This is a genomic window from Pseudomonas brassicacearum subsp. neoaurantiaca, assembly GCF_013608025.1.
Taxonomy (GTDB): Bacteria; Pseudomonadota; Gammaproteobacteria; order Pseudomonadales; family Pseudomonadaceae; genus Aquipseudomonas.
Window position 1 is genome coordinate 319,629 of the sequence record NZ_VDLV01000010.1, and the last position, 15,082, is coordinate 334,710.

The 15,082-nt window shown below is 60.4% G+C and carries 17 protein-coding genes; 10 read left to right on the forward strand and 7 right to left on the reverse strand.

Annotated elements, in window-relative coordinates; translation table 11 throughout:
• Positions 1–92: 92 nt before the first annotated feature.
• The 5 genes from lptB to FHK92_RS08120 are packed head-to-tail and all read right to left on the reverse strand — an operon-like array spanning position 93 to position 3,431.
• Positions 93–818: an LPS export ABC transporter ATP-binding protein gene (lptB, locus tag FHK92_RS08100; protein WP_047228667.1), complete on the reverse strand. Its 726-nt coding sequence runs from the start codon at positions 816–818 to the stop codon at positions 93–95.
• Positions 818–1,366, reverse strand: a complete 549-nt coding sequence (lptA, locus tag FHK92_RS08105) for a lipopolysaccharide transport periplasmic protein LptA (RefSeq protein ID WP_030139855.1) — start codon at positions 1,364–1,366, stop codon at positions 818–820. Before lptA ends, lptB begins: the two co-directional genes overlap by 1 nt.
• On the reverse strand, positions 1,353–1,925 hold the full coding sequence (gene lptC, locus FHK92_RS08110) for an LPS export ABC transporter periplasmic protein LptC (RefSeq protein ID WP_181287596.1): 573 nt from the start codon (positions 1,923–1,925) through the stop codon (positions 1,353–1,355). The genes lptA and lptC overlap by 14 nt, the downstream gene beginning before the upstream one ends.
• 7 nt (positions 1,926–1,932) lie before the next feature.
• A complete protein-coding gene (locus FHK92_RS08115) occupies positions 1,933–2,457 on the reverse strand; it encodes a KdsC family phosphatase (RefSeq protein ID WP_181287597.1) in 525 nt (174 codons plus the stop codon).
• Entirely contained in the window at positions 2,457–3,431 is a 975-nt protein-coding gene (locus tag FHK92_RS08120; protein WP_181287598.1) for a KpsF/GutQ family sugar-phosphate isomerase, read from the reverse strand. Before FHK92_RS08120 ends, FHK92_RS08115 begins: the two co-directional genes overlap by 1 nt.
• Positions 3,432–3,703: 272 nt before the next feature.
• Here FHK92_RS08120 and FHK92_RS08125 point away from each other — a divergent pair, with 272 nt between their 5' ends.
• The 10 genes from FHK92_RS08125 (at position 3,704) to hisC (ending at position 11,903) form a co-directional block, all read left to right on the forward strand.
• On the forward strand, positions 3,704–4,513 hold the full coding sequence (locus FHK92_RS08125) for an ATP-binding cassette domain-containing protein (RefSeq protein ID WP_030139859.1): 810 nt from the start codon (positions 3,704–3,706) through the stop codon (positions 4,511–4,513).
• The gene (gene mlaE, locus FHK92_RS08130) at positions 4,513–5,310 is read left to right on the forward strand and encodes a lipid asymmetry maintenance ABC transporter permease subunit MlaE (protein ID WP_181287599.1); all 798 of its coding nucleotides are present in this window, start codon (positions 4,513–4,515) and stop codon (positions 5,308–5,310) included. The genes FHK92_RS08125 and mlaE overlap by 1 nt, the downstream gene beginning before the upstream one ends.
• Positions 5,310–5,777: an outer membrane lipid asymmetry maintenance protein MlaD gene (mlaD, locus tag FHK92_RS08135; RefSeq protein WP_030139861.1), complete on the forward strand. Its 468-nt coding sequence runs from the start codon at positions 5,310–5,312 to the stop codon at positions 5,775–5,777. Before mlaE ends, mlaD begins: the two co-directional genes overlap by 1 nt.
• Positions 5,778–5,788: 11 nt before the next feature.
• Positions 5,789–6,442: an MlaC/ttg2D family ABC transporter substrate-binding protein gene (locus FHK92_RS08140; RefSeq protein WP_181287600.1), complete on the forward strand. Its 654-nt coding sequence runs from the start codon at positions 5,789–5,791 to the stop codon at positions 6,440–6,442.
• 8 nt (positions 6,443–6,450) lie between these two features.
• Positions 6,451–6,768 carry an STAS domain-containing protein gene (locus FHK92_RS08145; protein WP_181287706.1) on the forward strand — a complete coding sequence of 106 codons (318 nt, stop codon included), beginning with the start codon at positions 6,451–6,453 and terminating at the stop codon, positions 6,766–6,768.
• A 225-nt stretch (positions 6,769–6,993) separates the two neighbouring features.
• The gene (locus tag FHK92_RS08150; protein WP_003221710.1) at positions 6,994–7,233 is read left to right on the forward strand and encodes a BolA family protein; all 240 of its coding nucleotides are present in this window, start codon (positions 6,994–6,996) and stop codon (positions 7,231–7,233) included.
• A gap of 22 nt (positions 7,234–7,255) precedes the next feature.
• A complete protein-coding gene (murA, locus tag FHK92_RS08155) occupies positions 7,256–8,521 on the forward strand; it encodes a UDP-N-acetylglucosamine 1-carboxyvinyltransferase (protein WP_030139864.1) in 1,266 nt (421 codons plus the stop codon).
• Positions 8,522–8,763: 242 nt separating this feature from the next.
• Positions 8,764–9,399 (forward strand): ATP phosphoribosyltransferase, encoded by a 636-nt coding sequence (hisG, locus tag FHK92_RS08160; protein WP_030139865.1) that lies wholly within the window; start codon positions 8,764–8,766, stop codon positions 9,397–9,399.
• 123 nt (positions 9,400–9,522) lie between these two features.
• Positions 9,523–10,854 carry a histidinol dehydrogenase gene (hisD, locus tag FHK92_RS08165; RefSeq protein WP_181287601.1) on the forward strand — a complete coding sequence of 444 codons (1,332 nt, stop codon included), beginning with the start codon at positions 9,523–9,525 and terminating at the stop codon, positions 10,852–10,854.
• The gene (gene hisC, locus FHK92_RS08170) at positions 10,851–11,903 is read left to right on the forward strand and encodes a histidinol-phosphate transaminase (protein ID WP_181287602.1); all 1,053 of its coding nucleotides are present in this window, start codon (positions 10,851–10,853) and stop codon (positions 11,901–11,903) included. Before hisD ends, hisC begins: the two co-directional genes overlap by 4 nt.
• Before the next feature lie 206 nt (positions 11,904–12,109).
• Here hisC and FHK92_RS08175 read toward each other — a convergent pair whose 3' ends face one another.
• Positions 12,110–12,829, reverse strand: coding sequence for a DUF4198 domain-containing protein (locus FHK92_RS08175; protein WP_181287603.1), 720 nt, complete (start codon positions 12,827–12,829; stop codon positions 12,110–12,112).
• Between the two features lie 11 nt (positions 12,830–12,840).
• Positions 12,841–14,946, reverse strand: a complete 2,106-nt coding sequence (locus tag FHK92_RS08180; RefSeq protein WP_181287604.1) for a TonB-dependent siderophore receptor — start codon at positions 14,944–14,946, stop codon at positions 12,841–12,843.
• Positions 14,947–15,082: the final 136 nt, after the last annotated feature.

Here is a 15,082-nt window from a genome sequence, read left to right on the forward strand (position 1 = left end):
AAGCAAATTATATGCCTGAAACTGAGGTGTTTGCCTAGAGCGCCGCCACAATAAAATTGGCGACGCCCGGGCGATGCACCAGGCATCTGTGCTTACAGGCGAAACTCATGGCCCAGATACACTTCCTTGACCAGTTCGTTGGCCAGGATGGTCGCGGAGTCGCCTTCGGCAATCAACTGCCCGTCGTTGACAATGTAGGCGGTCTCGCAGATATCCAGCGTCTCGCGCACGTTGTGGTCGGTGATCAACACACCGATCCCCTTGGCCTTGAGGTGGTGGATGATCTGCTTGATGTCGCCGACCGAAATCGGGTCCACGCCGGCGAACGGTTCGTCGAGGAGGATGAATTTCGGCGCGGTGGCCAGGGCGCGGGCGATTTCAACGCGGCGACGTTCGCCGCCGGACAGGCTCATGCCCAGGTTGTCGCGAATATGGCTGATGTGGAATTCCTGCAGCAGGCTTTCCAGCTCCTGTCGCCGGCCGGCCTTGTCGAGCTCCTTGCGGGTCTCGAGGATCGCCATGATGTTGTCGGCAACCGACAGTTTGCGGAAGATCGACGCTTCTTGCGGCAAATAGCCGATACCGGCCTTCGCCCGGCCATGCATCGGCTGGTGGCTGACGTCGAGGTCGTCGATCAGGACTCGACCCTGATCGGCCTGGACCAGGCCGACGATCATATAGAAGCAAGTCGTCTTGCCCGCGCCGTTGGGGCCGAGCAGGCCAACGATCTGGCCGCTGTCGATGGACAGGCTGACATCGCGCACAACCTGGCGGCTCTTGTAGCTCTTGGCCAGGTGTTGGGCTTTCAGAGTTGCCATTACTGGGCCTTTTGCTCGTCGGTTTTCTTTTTCGGCTGGATCACCATGTCGATACGCGGACGCGCCTCGGTGACCTTGCTGCCAGTGGCACGACCCGCGCTGGCCAGTTTCTTGACCGTGTCATAGACGATTTTCTCGCCTTGGGTCACGTTGTTGTCCTTGTCGACAACCTTGGCGCGGTCGATCAGGACAACGCGGTCCTGGGCGGCGTGATACTGGATGGTGACTCCGTAACCCTGGACAGGCTTGGTGTCGCCCGCGGTCTGCAGTTGTTCGAAGTAGGCCAGGTTGCCCACCGAAGTCACCACGTCGATGTCGCCGGACTGGGTCCGGGTGATGGTCACGGTGTTGCCGGTCACTTTCATCGAACCCTGGGTGATGATCACGTCACCTTTGTAGGTGGCGACACCGTTCTTGTCGTCCAGTTGCGCGTCGTCGGCCTGGATACGGATAGGCTGGTCGCGGTCGTTGGGAAGAGCCCAGGCGCTCGCGCTTCCCAGTGCTGCGCCCAGACTGAGCAAAATAGGGAGGGTTTTAGCGAGCTTCATACTGTCCTCTTACTTTCGATAGCAGGTGTATCCTGCTTTCCTTCAAATACGCCTTCATTCCTACGCCGGTCGACACGCCGCCGGCGCCGTCGATTCTAACGGGTTGCTCGGTCTGCGCATATTCTCGTTGCGGAAAGACCGTCATGCGACTGCTGGTGATGATGGTCGTACGGTTTTTCTCATCGGTCCGGGCGATGCGTACCGAGTCGATCAGTTCGACTTCGGTGCCGCCGGGATTGACCTCGGCGCGCTCGCTCTGCACATGCCACGGAAATTCAGTGCCGCGGAACATGTTCAGGTCCGGCTTGGTGACCAGCGTTATATCACTGGCCTTTACATGGTCGACTTTGTCAGACGTCATTTCGTACTGCACCTTGCCATCTGGCAGGTATTGCAGGGTATGCGTATTGGTCGCATACCAGTCGATGTCGTTTTCCTCGACCTTGGTCGCGGATGGGTCAAGGAAGCGTTCCGGGCTGATGTTCCAGTAGCCCACCGCTGCGAAAATCGCGGCGATGCAGCCGAACACCAGAATGGTGCGAATTTTCTTGCCTAACATAAATGGCTCACAAGTACGCGGCGTTGGCCGCTTCGAGGTGGCCCTGGGCGTTCAGGATCAACTCACAAAATTCACGGGCTGCGCCTTCGCCGCCCTTCGCGTTGGTGACGCCGTGGGCGTGCTCGCGTACGAAGGCGGCTGCGTTGGCCACTGCCATGCCCAGGCCGACCCGGCGGATCACCGGCAAGTCCGGCAAGTCGTCGCCGAGGTAGGCAACCTGTTCATAGCTTAGATTGAGTTGGCCCAGCAGTTCGTCCAGCACCACCAATTTGTCTTCCCTGCCCTGGTATAGGTGCGGGATGCCAAGGTTCTTCGCTCGCCGCTCCACCACCGGGGTCTTGCGACCACTGATGATGGCGGTCTGGACGCCTGCGGCCATGAGCATCTTGATGCCTTGGCCGTCGAGGGTGTTGAAGGTCTTGAACTCGCTGCCGTCTTCGAGAAAATACAGGCGGCCATCGGTGAGTACACCGTCGACGTCGAAAACGGCGAGCTTGATGTTCTTGCCCCGTTGCAGCAGGTCGGTCGTCATCACATTACTCCAGCACGCAGCAGGTCGGACAGGTTGAAGGCGCCGATCGGGCGATCCTCGTCATCTACCACTACCAATGCGTTGATCCTATGGTCTTCCATGATTTTCAAGGCCTCGGCGGCCAGCATGTCGGCGCGGGCGGTCTTGCCGTGAAGGGTCATGACTTCGTCGATGGTCGCGTTGCGTATATCGATGGCGCGATCGAGGGTGCGGCGCAGGTCACCGTCAGTGAAGATCCCGGCCAGCTTGCCGTCGGGTTCCAGGATCGCGGTCATGCCGAGGCCCTTGCGGGTCATCTCCATGAGCGCATCCTTGAGCAGCGTGCCACGTTGAACCTGTGGCAGCTCTTCGCCGGCGTGCATGACGTTCTCGACTTTCAGCAGCAGGCGACGGCCCAAGGCGCCACCGGGATGGGAAAAAGCGAAATCTTCGGCGGTGAATCCACGGGCCTCCAGCAAGGCCACTGCCAGGGCATCGCCCATGACCAGGGCCGCAGTGGTGGACGAGGTCGGGGCGAGGTTCAGCGGGCAGGCTTCGTGCTCGACATGAACATTGAGGTTCACCTCGGCTGCCTTCGCCAGCGGTGAGTCGGGATTGCCGGTGATGCTGATCATCTGGATGCCCAGCCGCTTGATCAATGGCAGCAGGGTGAGGATTTCATTGGTCGAGCCCGAGTTGGACAGTGCCAGGATGACGTCGTCCCGGGTGATCATGCCCATGTCGCCGTGGCTGGCTTCGGCGGGGTGAACAAAAAAAGCCGTGGTGCCGGTGCTTGCCAGCGTGGCGGCAATCTTGTTGCCGATGTGGCCGGACTTGCCCATCCCGACCACGACCACGCGGCCCTTGCTGGCCAGAATCATCTCGCAGGCGCGTACGAAATCAGCGTCGATACGGGGCAACAAGCCTTGTACGGCTTCAAGCTCGAGGCGGATGGTACGTTGTGCCGATTGAATCAGGTCGCTGGATTGGCTCATGTCAGATCGTATAGCCCGATGAAAAGGCGGCGATTATAGCGGCAATGAACGATTCCCTCACGTTAGTTCGTCACGCTTTGTTCGAACAGTTGCAAGGCTGGACATAAAATGTGGTCCTTTACCTTAAACCAGGCTTAACAGGCCGGGGGTTGGCCTTGGGCGCCTGATGGTTGCAGTGATATAGTTCGCCGCCGGTTCGTGTGCCCGGCGGTACCGGCGTCTGTCGATTGGCCGGGGCACTCGAATATGAGGCTGCATCGCAAGGAGTTTAGATGAGTGCCGACAACGCCTACGCGGTCGAGCTGAAGGGACTGTCCTTCAAGCGAGGGACGCGCAGCATTTTCAATGACATCGATATTCGCATCCCGCGCGGCAAGGTGACCGGCATCATGGGGCCTTCCGGGTGCGGAAAGACAACGCTGCTGCGACTGATGGGCGCGCAATTGCGTCCCAGTGCCGGCGAAGTCTGGGTCAATGGCCAGAACCTTCCGAAATTGTCGCGCAGCGATCTGTTCGATGCGCGCAAGGACATGGGGGTGCTGTTCCAGAGCGGCGCCCTGTTTACCGACCTCGATGTGTTCGAGAACGTGGCGTTTCCCCTGCGGGTCCATACCGAGCTGCCGGAAGAGATGATCCGCGACATCGTTCTGCTCAAATTGCAGGCAGTCGGGCTGCGCGGCGCCCTGGAACTGATGCCGGACGAGCTGTCAGGCGGCATGAAGCGTCGGGTTGCCTTGGCGCGGGCGATTGCCCTCGACCCGAAAATCCTCATGTACGACGAGCCCTTCGTTGGGCAGGACCCCATTGCCATGGGCGTGCTCGTGCGCCTGATTCGCCTGCTGAACGATGCGCTGGGCATCACCAGCATTGTGGTTTCCCATGATTTGGCCGAAACCGCCAGTATCGCCGACTACATCTATGTCGTCGGCGATGGCCAGGTGCTGGGGCAGGGTACGCCGCAGGAATTGAAGGATTCGGACAACCCGCGCATTCGCCAATTCATGAAAGGGGACCCGGACGGTCCGGTGGCGTTCCATTTTCCGGCCACGGATTACCGTACCGACTTGCTGGGGAAGCGCTGATGCGCAAGAAATCGTTAATCGAAAGAGTTCGCTTGTTCGGTCGCTCCGGCATCGACGTGGTGGCAGTGCTGGGGCGTTCCTCGCTGTTCCTGATGCACGCCTTGCTCGGCCGCAATTCCACCGGTGGAGGTTTCGGCCTGCTGATCAAGCAGTTGCATTCGGTCGGGGTGATGTCCCTTGTCATCATCGTCGTCTCGGGGATTTTCATCGGCATGGTATTGGCGCTTCAAGGCTTCAGTATCCTGTCCAGCTATGGATCGGAGCAGGCGGTCGGGCAGATGGTTGCGCTGACACTGTTGCGCGAGCTTGGCCCGGTGGTGACCGCACTGCTGTTCGCCGGGCGTGCCGGATCGGCGCTGACCGCCGAAATCGGCAACATGAAATCCACCGAGCAGTTGTCCAGCCTGGAAATGATCGGTGTCGATCCACTCAAATACATCGTTGCCCCGCGGCTGTGGGCCGGCTTCATTTCCCTGCCAGTGCTGGCGATGATCTTCAGCGTCGTGGGGATCTGGGGAGGCTCGTGGGTCGCCGTCGATTGGCTGGGGGTCTATGAAGGCTCCTACTGGTCCAACATGCAGAACAGCGTCAACTTCCTCGACGATGTCCTCAACGGTGTGATCAAGAGTGCCGTCTTCGCTTTCGTGGTCACCTGGATTGCCGTGTTTCAAGGTTATGACTGTGAGCCCACGTCAGAGGGGATCAGTCGTGCCACAACCAAGACCGTGGTCTACGCCTCGTTGGCTGTACTGGGCCTTGACTTTATTCTGACCGCCTTGATGTTTGGAGATTTCTGATGCAAAACCGCACCCTGGAAATCGGTGTCGGCCTTTTCTTGCTGGCTGGCATCCTGGCTTTGCTGCTGCTGGCCTTGCGGGTCAGTGGACTGGCGCCAACCGCGAGCACCGATACTTATAAACTTTATGCGTATTTCGACAATATCGCCGGTTTGACGGTCAGAGCCAAGGTGACCATGGCCGGTGTGACGATCGGCAAGGTCACGGCAATCGATCTGGACCGCGACAGTTTCACTGGCCGGGTGACGCTGCAGTTGGAAAAGCGCGTGGATAACCTGCCGACTGACTCCACTGCATCTATCCTCACCGCTGGGCTGTTGGGTGAGAAATACATCGGTATCAGCGTGGGCGGGGAAGACACCCTGCTCAAGGACGGCGGGACCATCCACGATACGCAGTCGTCGCTGGTGCTCGAGGACCTGATCGGTAAATTCCTGCTCAATACCGTTAGCAAAGACGCCAAATGAGGAGCTTTTGAATGATCTCTATCCTGCGACGCAGCCTGCTGGTCCTGCTGGCGGCCCTGCCGCTGATGGGCAATGCCATGGCGGCGCCTTCGGCGCACGACATCATCCAGGACACCACCACTCGATTGCTGGCGGACCTTGCCGCCAATAAAGAGAAATACAAGCAGGACCCAAGCGCGTTCTATGACGCGCTGAACGGCATCGTCGGCCCCGTGGTGGACGCCGATGGCATCTCCAAGAGCATCATGACCGTCAAGTACTCGCGCAAGGCAACCCCGGCGCAGATGACCCGCTTCCAGGAGAACTTCAAGCGCAGCCTGATGCAGTTCTATGGCAACGCCTTGCTGGAATACAACAACCAGGGCATCACCGTTTCGCCGGCCAAGGATGAAAGCGGCACCCGCACCAGCGTTGACATGCAGGTCAAGGGCAACAATGGCGCCGTTTATCCTGTGTCCTACACACTCGAGAAAATCAATGGCGAGTGGAAAGTACGCAACGTGATCATCAACGGCATCAATATCGGCAAGCTGTTCCGTGACCAGTTCGCCGACGCGATGCAGCGCAATGGCAATGACCTGGACAAGACCATCGACGGTTGGGCCGGTGAAGTCGCCAAGGCCAAGGAAGTGACCGAAGAAGCCAAAGAGAAGCAGGAACAATGAACGAGTCGGTGAGCGAGTCCGGCGTTCGCCTGGGCGAGGCCGGCGAGCTGCTGCTCAGCGGCGTGCTGGACTACCGCACCGGCCCGGGCTTGCGCAAGCAGGGCCAGGCATTGATCAAGTCGGCAAAAACAGCTGAGCTGGTGATTGATTGCTCGGCCGTGCAGAAGTCCAGCAGCGTCGGATTGTCGCTTTTGCTGTGCTTCATGCGCGATGCCCAGGCCGCCGGCAAGACGTGGAGCATCCGAGGGATGCCCGAAGACATGCGCGAGATAGCCCAGGTCAGCGAGTTGACCGAGCTGCTGGCGCACCCCATGGTCCATGCATGAAAACCTGTGGCGAGGGAGCTTGCTCCCGCTGGCCGCGCAGCGGCCCCTGCTTTTGTACGGGCTGCCCTGCAGCCCGGCGGGAGCAAGCTCCCTCGCCACATTGATTCAAACAGGCCCAAGAACGCAGCGTTACTCGTCAGAGTCCTGCTTCGCGGGGTTCGCAGGCGAGGGGCTTTTTTGTATGATGTGCGACCCGTGCGCACAGGGCGCCGATTGAGGTTGAGCATGCAGGCTGTAGAAGTGAAGAGCTTCCTTGAAGGAAAGCTGCCTGGTACGCAGGTGGAAGTTGAAGGCGAAGGCTGCAATTTCCAGCTGAATGTGATCAGCGATGAACTGGCGGCGTTGAGCCCGGTGAAGCGTCAGCAGAGCATCTATGCCCATTTGAACCCATGGATCGCCGATGGCAGCATCCACGCGGTCACTATGAAATTTTTCAGCCGCGCGGCCTGGGCCGAGCGCACCTGAGCCCAAGGGCGTCGAGATTCTTATGGATAAATTGATTATTACCGGCGGCGTTCGCCTTGATGGCGAAATCCGTATTTCCGGGGCAAAGAACTCCGCGCTGCCGATCCTGGCCGCGACCCTGCTGTGCGACGGTCCTGTGACCGTGGCCAACCTGCCGCACCTGCACGACATCACTACGATGATCGAGCTGTTCGGTCGCATGGGCATCGAGCCTGTGATCGACGAGAAGCTCGCCGTCGAAATCGACCCACGCACCATCAAGACCCTGATCGCACCGTACGAGCTGGTGAAGACCATGCGTGCCTCGATCCTGGTATTGGGCCCGATGGTCGCCCGTTTCGGTGAAGCCGAAGTGGCGCTGCCTGGCGGTTGCGCCATCGGTTCGCGTCCGGTGGACCTGCACATCCGTGGCCTGGAAGCCATGGGTGCGGTGATCGACGTCGAGGGCGGCTACATCAAGGCCAAGGCGCCGGAAGGCGGTTTGCGCGGTGCACACTTCTTCTTCGATACCGTCAGTGTGACCGGTACCGAGAACATCATGATGGCCGCCGCACTGGCCAAGGGCCGCAGCGTGCTGCAAAACGCCGCGCGCGAGCCTGAAGTGGTCGACCTGGCGAACTTCCTGATCGCCATGGGCGCCAAGATCAGCGGTGCCGGCACCGACACCATCACCATCGATGGCGTCGAGCGCTTGCACTCGGCCACTTACAAAGTGATGCCGGACCGGATCGAAACCGGTACCTACCTGGTCGCTGCCGCCGTTACCGGTGGTCGCGTCAAGGTCAAGGACACCGATCCGACGATCCTCGAAGCGGTCCTGGAAAAACTCAAGGAAGCCGGTGCCGAAGTCACCTGCGGCGAAGACTGGATCGAAGTGAACATGCACGGCAAGCGGCCAAAAGCCGTCAACGTGCGGACTGCTCCGTACCCGGCGTTCCCAACCGACATGCAGGCGCAGTTCATCTCCCTCAACGCCATTGCCGAAGGCACGGGCGCGGTGATCGAGACGATCTTCGAAAACCGCTTCATGCACGTCTATGAGCTGCACCGCATGGGCGCCAAGATCCAGGTCGAAGGCAACACCGCCATCGTCACCGGCACCGAGAAACTCAAGGGCGCGCCAGTCATGGCCACCGACCTGCGTGCCTCGGCCAGCCTGGTGATCTCGGCCTTGATCGCCGAAGGCGACACCCTGATCGACCGCATCTACCACATCGACCGTGGTTACGAGTGCATCGAAGAGAAACTGCAGATGCTCGGCGCCAAGATTCGTCGCGTACCGGGTTAATTGGAAAGTGACTGCGCGGCGATCAGGCAAGGCGAAAACAGGCGAGGAAGCGGAGTTGACTGATTGTCAATGAGCATTCCGAGCCTGTTTTCAACGCAGTATGATCGTCGCGCAGGCACTTTCCGTGGGCACACGGATGTGCCTGTTGAATCGCTTCAAATCGAGGGTGGTTTCACCCTCGATGTGTGTCCGGCGCCGCTTGCGACCGGGCATGAGTACCTTGATAAGGACTGACGTTTCCCATGTTGACCATCGCACTGTCCAAGGGCCGCATCCTTGACGACACCCTGCCGCTTCTGGCTGAAGCGGGCATCGTGCCGACCGAGAATCCGGACAAGAGCCGCAAGCTGATAATCCCCACGACCCAGGCCGACGTACGCTTGTTGATCGTGCGTGCCACCGATGTGCCGACTTATGTGGAACACGGTGCCGCCGACCTGGGCGTCGCCGGCAAGGACGTATTGATGGAATACGGCGGCCAGGGCTTGTACGAGCCGCTGGATCTGCGCATCGCCCGCTGCAAGCTGATGACCGCTGGCAAGGTTGGCGCGGCCGAACCCAAGGGACGCCTGCGGGTAGCGACCAAGTTCGTCAATGTCGCCAAGCGTTACTACGCCGAACAGGGCCGCCAAGTCGATATCATCAAGCTCTACGGCTCGATGGAGCTGGCGCCGCTGATCGGCCTGGCAGACAAGATCATCGACGTGGTCGACACCGGCAATACCCTTCGGGCCAACGGCCTGGAGCCCCAGGATTTCATCGCTGACATCACCTCCCGGCTGATCGTCAACAAGGCTTCGATGAAAATGCAGCACGCCCGTATCCAGGCTCTGATCGATACCCTGCGCAAGGCAGTGGAATCGCGACACCGCGGCTGATTCACCTGCGCGACCTTGGGTCGCGCCCGTCTATCCGCGTCATAGCCAATTTTCTCAGGTGCCCACGCGAATGGACTGGTAGCTTAGGGCGCCTGAGCATTTGCCATTAATGAGGCCCTCGCTATGACCGCTCCCACCTCGATTCGCCGACTCAACGCTGCCGACCCGGATTTCGCACATCATCTGGATCATCTGCTGAGCTGGGAGAGCGTGTCCGACGATTCGGTCAATCAGCGGGTGCTGGACATCATCAAGGCCGTGCGCGAGCGTGGCGATGCCGCCCTGGTGGAGTTCACCCAGAAGTTCGACGGCCTGCAAGTCGCGTCGATGGCTGACCTGATCTTGCCGCGCGAGCGTCTGGAACTGGCCTTGACCCGAATCACCGTGCCCCAGCGTGAAGCCCTGGAAAAAGCTGCCTCCCGGGTGCGCAATTATCACGAACGGCAAAAACAGGATTCGTGGAGCTACACCGAGGCCGACGGCACTGTCCTCGGTCAGAAAGTCACGCCGCTGGATCGCGCCGGCCTCTATGTGCCAGGTGGCAAGGCGTCCTATCCGTCTTCGGTGTTGATGAACGCGATCCCGGCCAAGGTAGCCGGTGTGACCGAGGTGGTCATGGTCGTGCCGACGCCGCGCGGTGAAATCAACGAACTGGTGCTGGCTGCCGCCTGCATCGCCGGTGTGGACCGCGTGTTCACCATCGGCGGTGCCCAGGCCGTGGCCGCGTTGGCCTATGGCACTGAAAGCGTGCCACGGGTCGACAAAGTGGTTGGCCCGGGCAACATCTATGTCGCCACCGCCAAGCGCCACGTATTTGGCCAGGTCGGTATCGACATGATCGCCGGCCCTTCGGAGATACTCGTGGTGTGCGACGGCCAGACCGATCCGGACTGGATCGCCATGGACCTGTTTTCCCAGGCCGAGCACGACGAGGACGCCCAGGCAATCCTGGTCAGCCCGGACGCCGAGTTCCTCGACAAGGTCGCCGCCAGCATCGACAAGTTGCTGCCGACCATGGACCGCGCTGAAATCATCAACACCTCGATCAATGGCCGTGGCGCGCTGATCAAGGTCGATGACATGGAGCAGGCCATCGAAGTCGCCAACCGCATCGCGCCGGAGCACTTGGAGCTGTCGGTCGCCGATCCCCAGGCCTGGCTGCCGAAGATTCGTCACGCCGGCGCGATCTTCATGGGCCGCCACACCTCCGAGGCGCTGGGCGACTATTGCGCCGGTCCGAACCACGTACTGCCCACTTCCGGCACCGCGCGCTTCTCGTCGCCGCTGGGGGTGTATGACTTCCAGAAACGCTCCTCGATCATTTTCTGCTCGGAGCAGGGCGCGTCCGAACTGGGCAAGACCGCCTCGGTGCTGGCCCGTGGCGAATCGCTGAGCGCCCACGCACGCAGCGCCGAATACCGCATCAAAGACGAACAAGAAGGGGAACTGAAATGAGTAGATTCTGGAGCCCGTTCGTCAAGGACCTGGTGCCGTATGTACCGGGCGAACAGCCGAAGCTGACCCGCCTGGTCAAGCTCAACACCAACGAGAATCCCTACGGCCCATCGCCCAAGGCACTCGCGGCGATGCAGACTGAATTGAATGACAACCTGCGCCTGTATCCGGATCCCAACAGCGACCTGCTGAAAAGCGCCGTCGCCCGGTATTACGGTGTGCAAACCAACCAGGTGTTCCTGGGCAATGGTTCGGATGAAGTGTTGGCGCACATCTTCCACGGTCTGCTTCAGCACGACCGGCCGGTGTTGTTCCCGGACATCAGCTACAGTTTCTACCCGGTATATTGCGGGCTCTACGGCATTCAATTCGACGCGGTGCCGCTGGATGAGCAATTCCGAATCGAGCCGGCGGACTATGCCAAGCCCAACGGCGGGATCATTTTCCCCAACCCGAACGCGCCAACCGGCTGCCTGCTGGCGCTGGAAGCGGTCGAGCAGATCCTCAAGGCCAGCCCGGATTCAGTGGTCGTGGTGGATGAAGCCTATATCGACTTCGGTGGTGAGACGGCTATCAGCCTGGTGGATCGTTATCCGAACCTGCTGGTCACGCAAACCCTGTCCAAGTCTCGCTCGTTGGCGGGATTGCGCGTGGGCCTGGCGGTGGGCCATCCGGATCTGATCGAAGCGCTGGAGCGGATCAAGAACAGCTTCAACTCCTACCCGCTGGATCGCCTGGCGAATGTCGGCGGCGCGGCGGCATTCGATGATCGCGAGTATTTCGACCGCACTTGCCGGTTGGTCATCGAGCACCGTGAATGGGTGGTGGCCCACTTGCAAGCCAAGGGCTTTGAAGTGCTGCCGTCGGCGGCCAACTTCATCTTCGCCCGTCACCCCCGGCACGACGCGGCCGGGCTGGCGGCGAAGTTGCGTGAGCAGGGCGTGATCGTGCGGCACTTCAAGCAAGAGCGCATTGCCCAGTTCCTGCGGATCAGCATCGGCACGCCGGAGCAGAACCAGGCGCTGATCGAGGCGTTGGGCGAACTCTAAAGCCTGCACATGGACCCTGTGGGAGTGAGCCTGCTCGCGAAGGCGGTGTGTCAGTTAATGCAAGGGTGACTGACCCAACGCCATCGCGAGCAAGCTCGCTCCCACATTGATTCCAAGGTGTCCTGAAGATCAGCGACACTGAAAGTCCCTTGTGGGAGCGAGCTTGCTCGCGATGGCGCCAGATCAGCTCCCACAGCTTTCAGCGCTTACTCGTGATGCGGCTCGCCAAGGAACGTCAGCGAGGTGAACACCCCACGCGTCGCGACATCCTTGTTGTCCTTGAGCGGGATTTCCATCTGAGCGGCGATCACGTTCAGCCCCTCATTGCGCACCAGTACCTTGGCTCGGCCTTCGGTATCGGTTTCGGTGCTCACAGTGCTCGGCGCGCTACGATAGTCCCCCACCAATTTCACGCCTGCGGCCGGTTTGCCATCGAGCAGCACCCGCACCGGCAACGACTGGCCCGGACCGACGGTCAGTGGGTCGACTTCCGGCACGATCACAAACTTGATCGCACCCAGCTTCGGCAGCTTCGCCCCCGGCTCATAGATCGCCAGGCTGTACTTGAAGGTCTGGGTCGATTCGATCGCCCCGGGCACCTTGCTGCGGCCTTCGTTGATCCATTTTTTGTCAGCGGTCTGCGACCACATCCCATTGTCCAGCGCGACGGCCAACACGGCCGGCGGCTTGAGAGGCAGCAGGCGGGCGTGGTCTGGCAAGCGTTCCACCGTGACTGGGATCATGTTGCCGGCCAGGTCGTAGGCCCAGGCGCCACTGACTTTCTGTGCCTTGAAGGCATTGTCCTCGGCGCCGTGACCGTAGATCACTTCGATGTTGCCGCGTCGTTGTTCTGTCCACAGGCCATGGGCCGAAGCCTGGGTGGCCAGGAGCAGGCCGAGCAGGGCGAAGGTCTTGGGGTATTTCATGCTGACTTCCTTTATAGATCGAGGGTGAGGCTGACGGTGAAGTTGCGTGGATCGCCGGGAGTGATCCAGTAATTGCTGTAGGAGCGTTCGTAGTATTTTTCGTCGAAGATGTTGTTCAGGTTCAGGCCCACGGTGACCGTGTCGCTGGCCTTGTAGTGGGCCAGCAGGTCCACGGTGTGGTAGGCCGGCAGTTCGAAGTCCTTGCCGGCTTCGCCCGAGCGATCGCCTACGTAAGTGAACGCCGCACCGACATCCGAGCCGCGCAGCTGACCATCCTGGAACTCGTAGACCCCCAGCAGGCTGCCGCTGCGCTTGGCGACGCCGAGGATCCGGCTGCCTGCGGGGATGAGTTCGTCGCCCTTGGTGACTTCGGCGTCGATGTAGGCGAAGGCGCCAATCACCCGAACGGCTTCAGTCAGTTGGCCGCTGAACTGCAAGTCGATGCCCTGGCTGCGGGCCTTGCCCACGGCGCGGCTGAAGTCGCTCCCGGCAACTTGCGTCAGGACGTTTTCCTTTTCGATGTGGAACGCCGCCAGCGTGGTGCTCAGGCGGTTGTCGAACAGTTCGCTCTTGATCCCGACTTCGTAGCCAACCCCTTCCTCGGGATCGAAAGTCTTGCCATCGGCACCCAGGCCATTGTTGGGTTTGAACGAAGTGGAAACGTTGGTAAACAGCCCGACCTCCGGCGTCAGTTGATATAACAGGCCGGCCCGCTGCGTCAGGGCGTCATGGCGTTGGCGGCTGGTCACGTCATTGACGTGGTTGTCGATGCTTTGCTCGAAGTGTTCGTAGCGCACGCCGAGGAGGCCGCGCAGCTTGTCGGTGAAGATGATCTGGTCCTGGAGACTTACGGCCCTGCTTTCGACATGCTCGAAGAAATCCGTGCCGGAGCGCGTGCCGTTCGGTTTTGGCTGGCCGTAGATCGGGTCGTAGATGTCGATCGGATAAGCGCCGCCAGCGATGGTCGTCACGCGCTCGTTCTTGCGGTAGTCCTCGTATTCCGTGCCTAGCAACAATTCGTGCTGCCAGGGACCGAGGTCGAAGAGGCCGCGCAATTCCAGTTGGGTGATGCTGTCGTGCCAATTGTTGTCGCGCTCGCGGTAGCGGCGGTTCACCGTGTGGCCGTCAGTGTTCAGTGGGCGCGCTTCGGAAGCGAATCCCCAGAGTTCACCCTGCTTGTAGTGGCTGGCCAGGCGTAATTGCCAGGCGTCGTTGAGCTGATGCTCGAGGGCGGCCTGGAGCATGTTGTTGTGGTTGTCGATGTCGCCATCGTTGGGTTCACCCAGGAACGTCGAGCGGGACACGCCGCTCCAGCGATTGTTCGGGGCGACGATGCCACGGTCGAACGTCGAGCTGTGGCGCACGATTTCGCTTTCCACCATCAAGCGCGTGTCCGGGTTCAGTTGCCAACTGATGGAGGGCGCGACGAAGACGCGCTTGCTGCCGACATGGTCGCGAAAACTGTTGTTGTCCTCCACCGCCAGGTTGACCCGCGACAATACGCTGCCTTCGACATCCAGCGGCGTATTGACGTCCAGGGCGGTTCGGTAGCGATCCCAACTCCCGGCGCTGGTTTGCAACGTGGTGAAGGCTTCCGGTTGCGGTTTCTTGGTGACAATGTTCACCGTACCGCCGGGATCGCCTCGACCATACAGGCTGGCGGCCGGGCCCTTGAGTACTTCGATGCGCTCGATGTTTGCCGCGTCCGGCGTGCTCGGATAACCGCGGTTGGCGCTGAAACCGTCCTTGTAGAATTCCGATGTCGTGAAGCCGCGCACGCTGTATTCGTAGAGGGTCAGGCCGCCGAAGTTGTTCTGCTTCGATACGCCGCCGGCGTATTCCAGGGCTCGTTCGACGCGGGTGCTGCCGAGATCCTTGAGCACGCTGGCGGGAATGACGCTGATCGATTGCGGGACGTCGCGCAAAGCTGTGTCGGTCTTGGTCGCGCTGGCGGAGCGGGTCGCCCGGTAGCCGGAGATGGGGCCGGTGGGGGATTCGTATTCGGACGTCACGTTGATAGCGTCCAGTTCCAGCGGTTGGATTTCTTCGGCGATTGCGGGATCGCCAAGCAGGCCCAGCGTGAGACTGGCAACGGAAATCCGTTTCAGGGATGACATGTTATGTTGTTCCAATTGCTAGAATTGAAACAATATAACACTACTAATGAGAATTTATGCTATTTCTGATTTGGTATCTTCGTGGCGAGGGAGCTTGCTCCCGCTGGGCTGCGAAGCAGCCCTTTTTTTTGTGAGC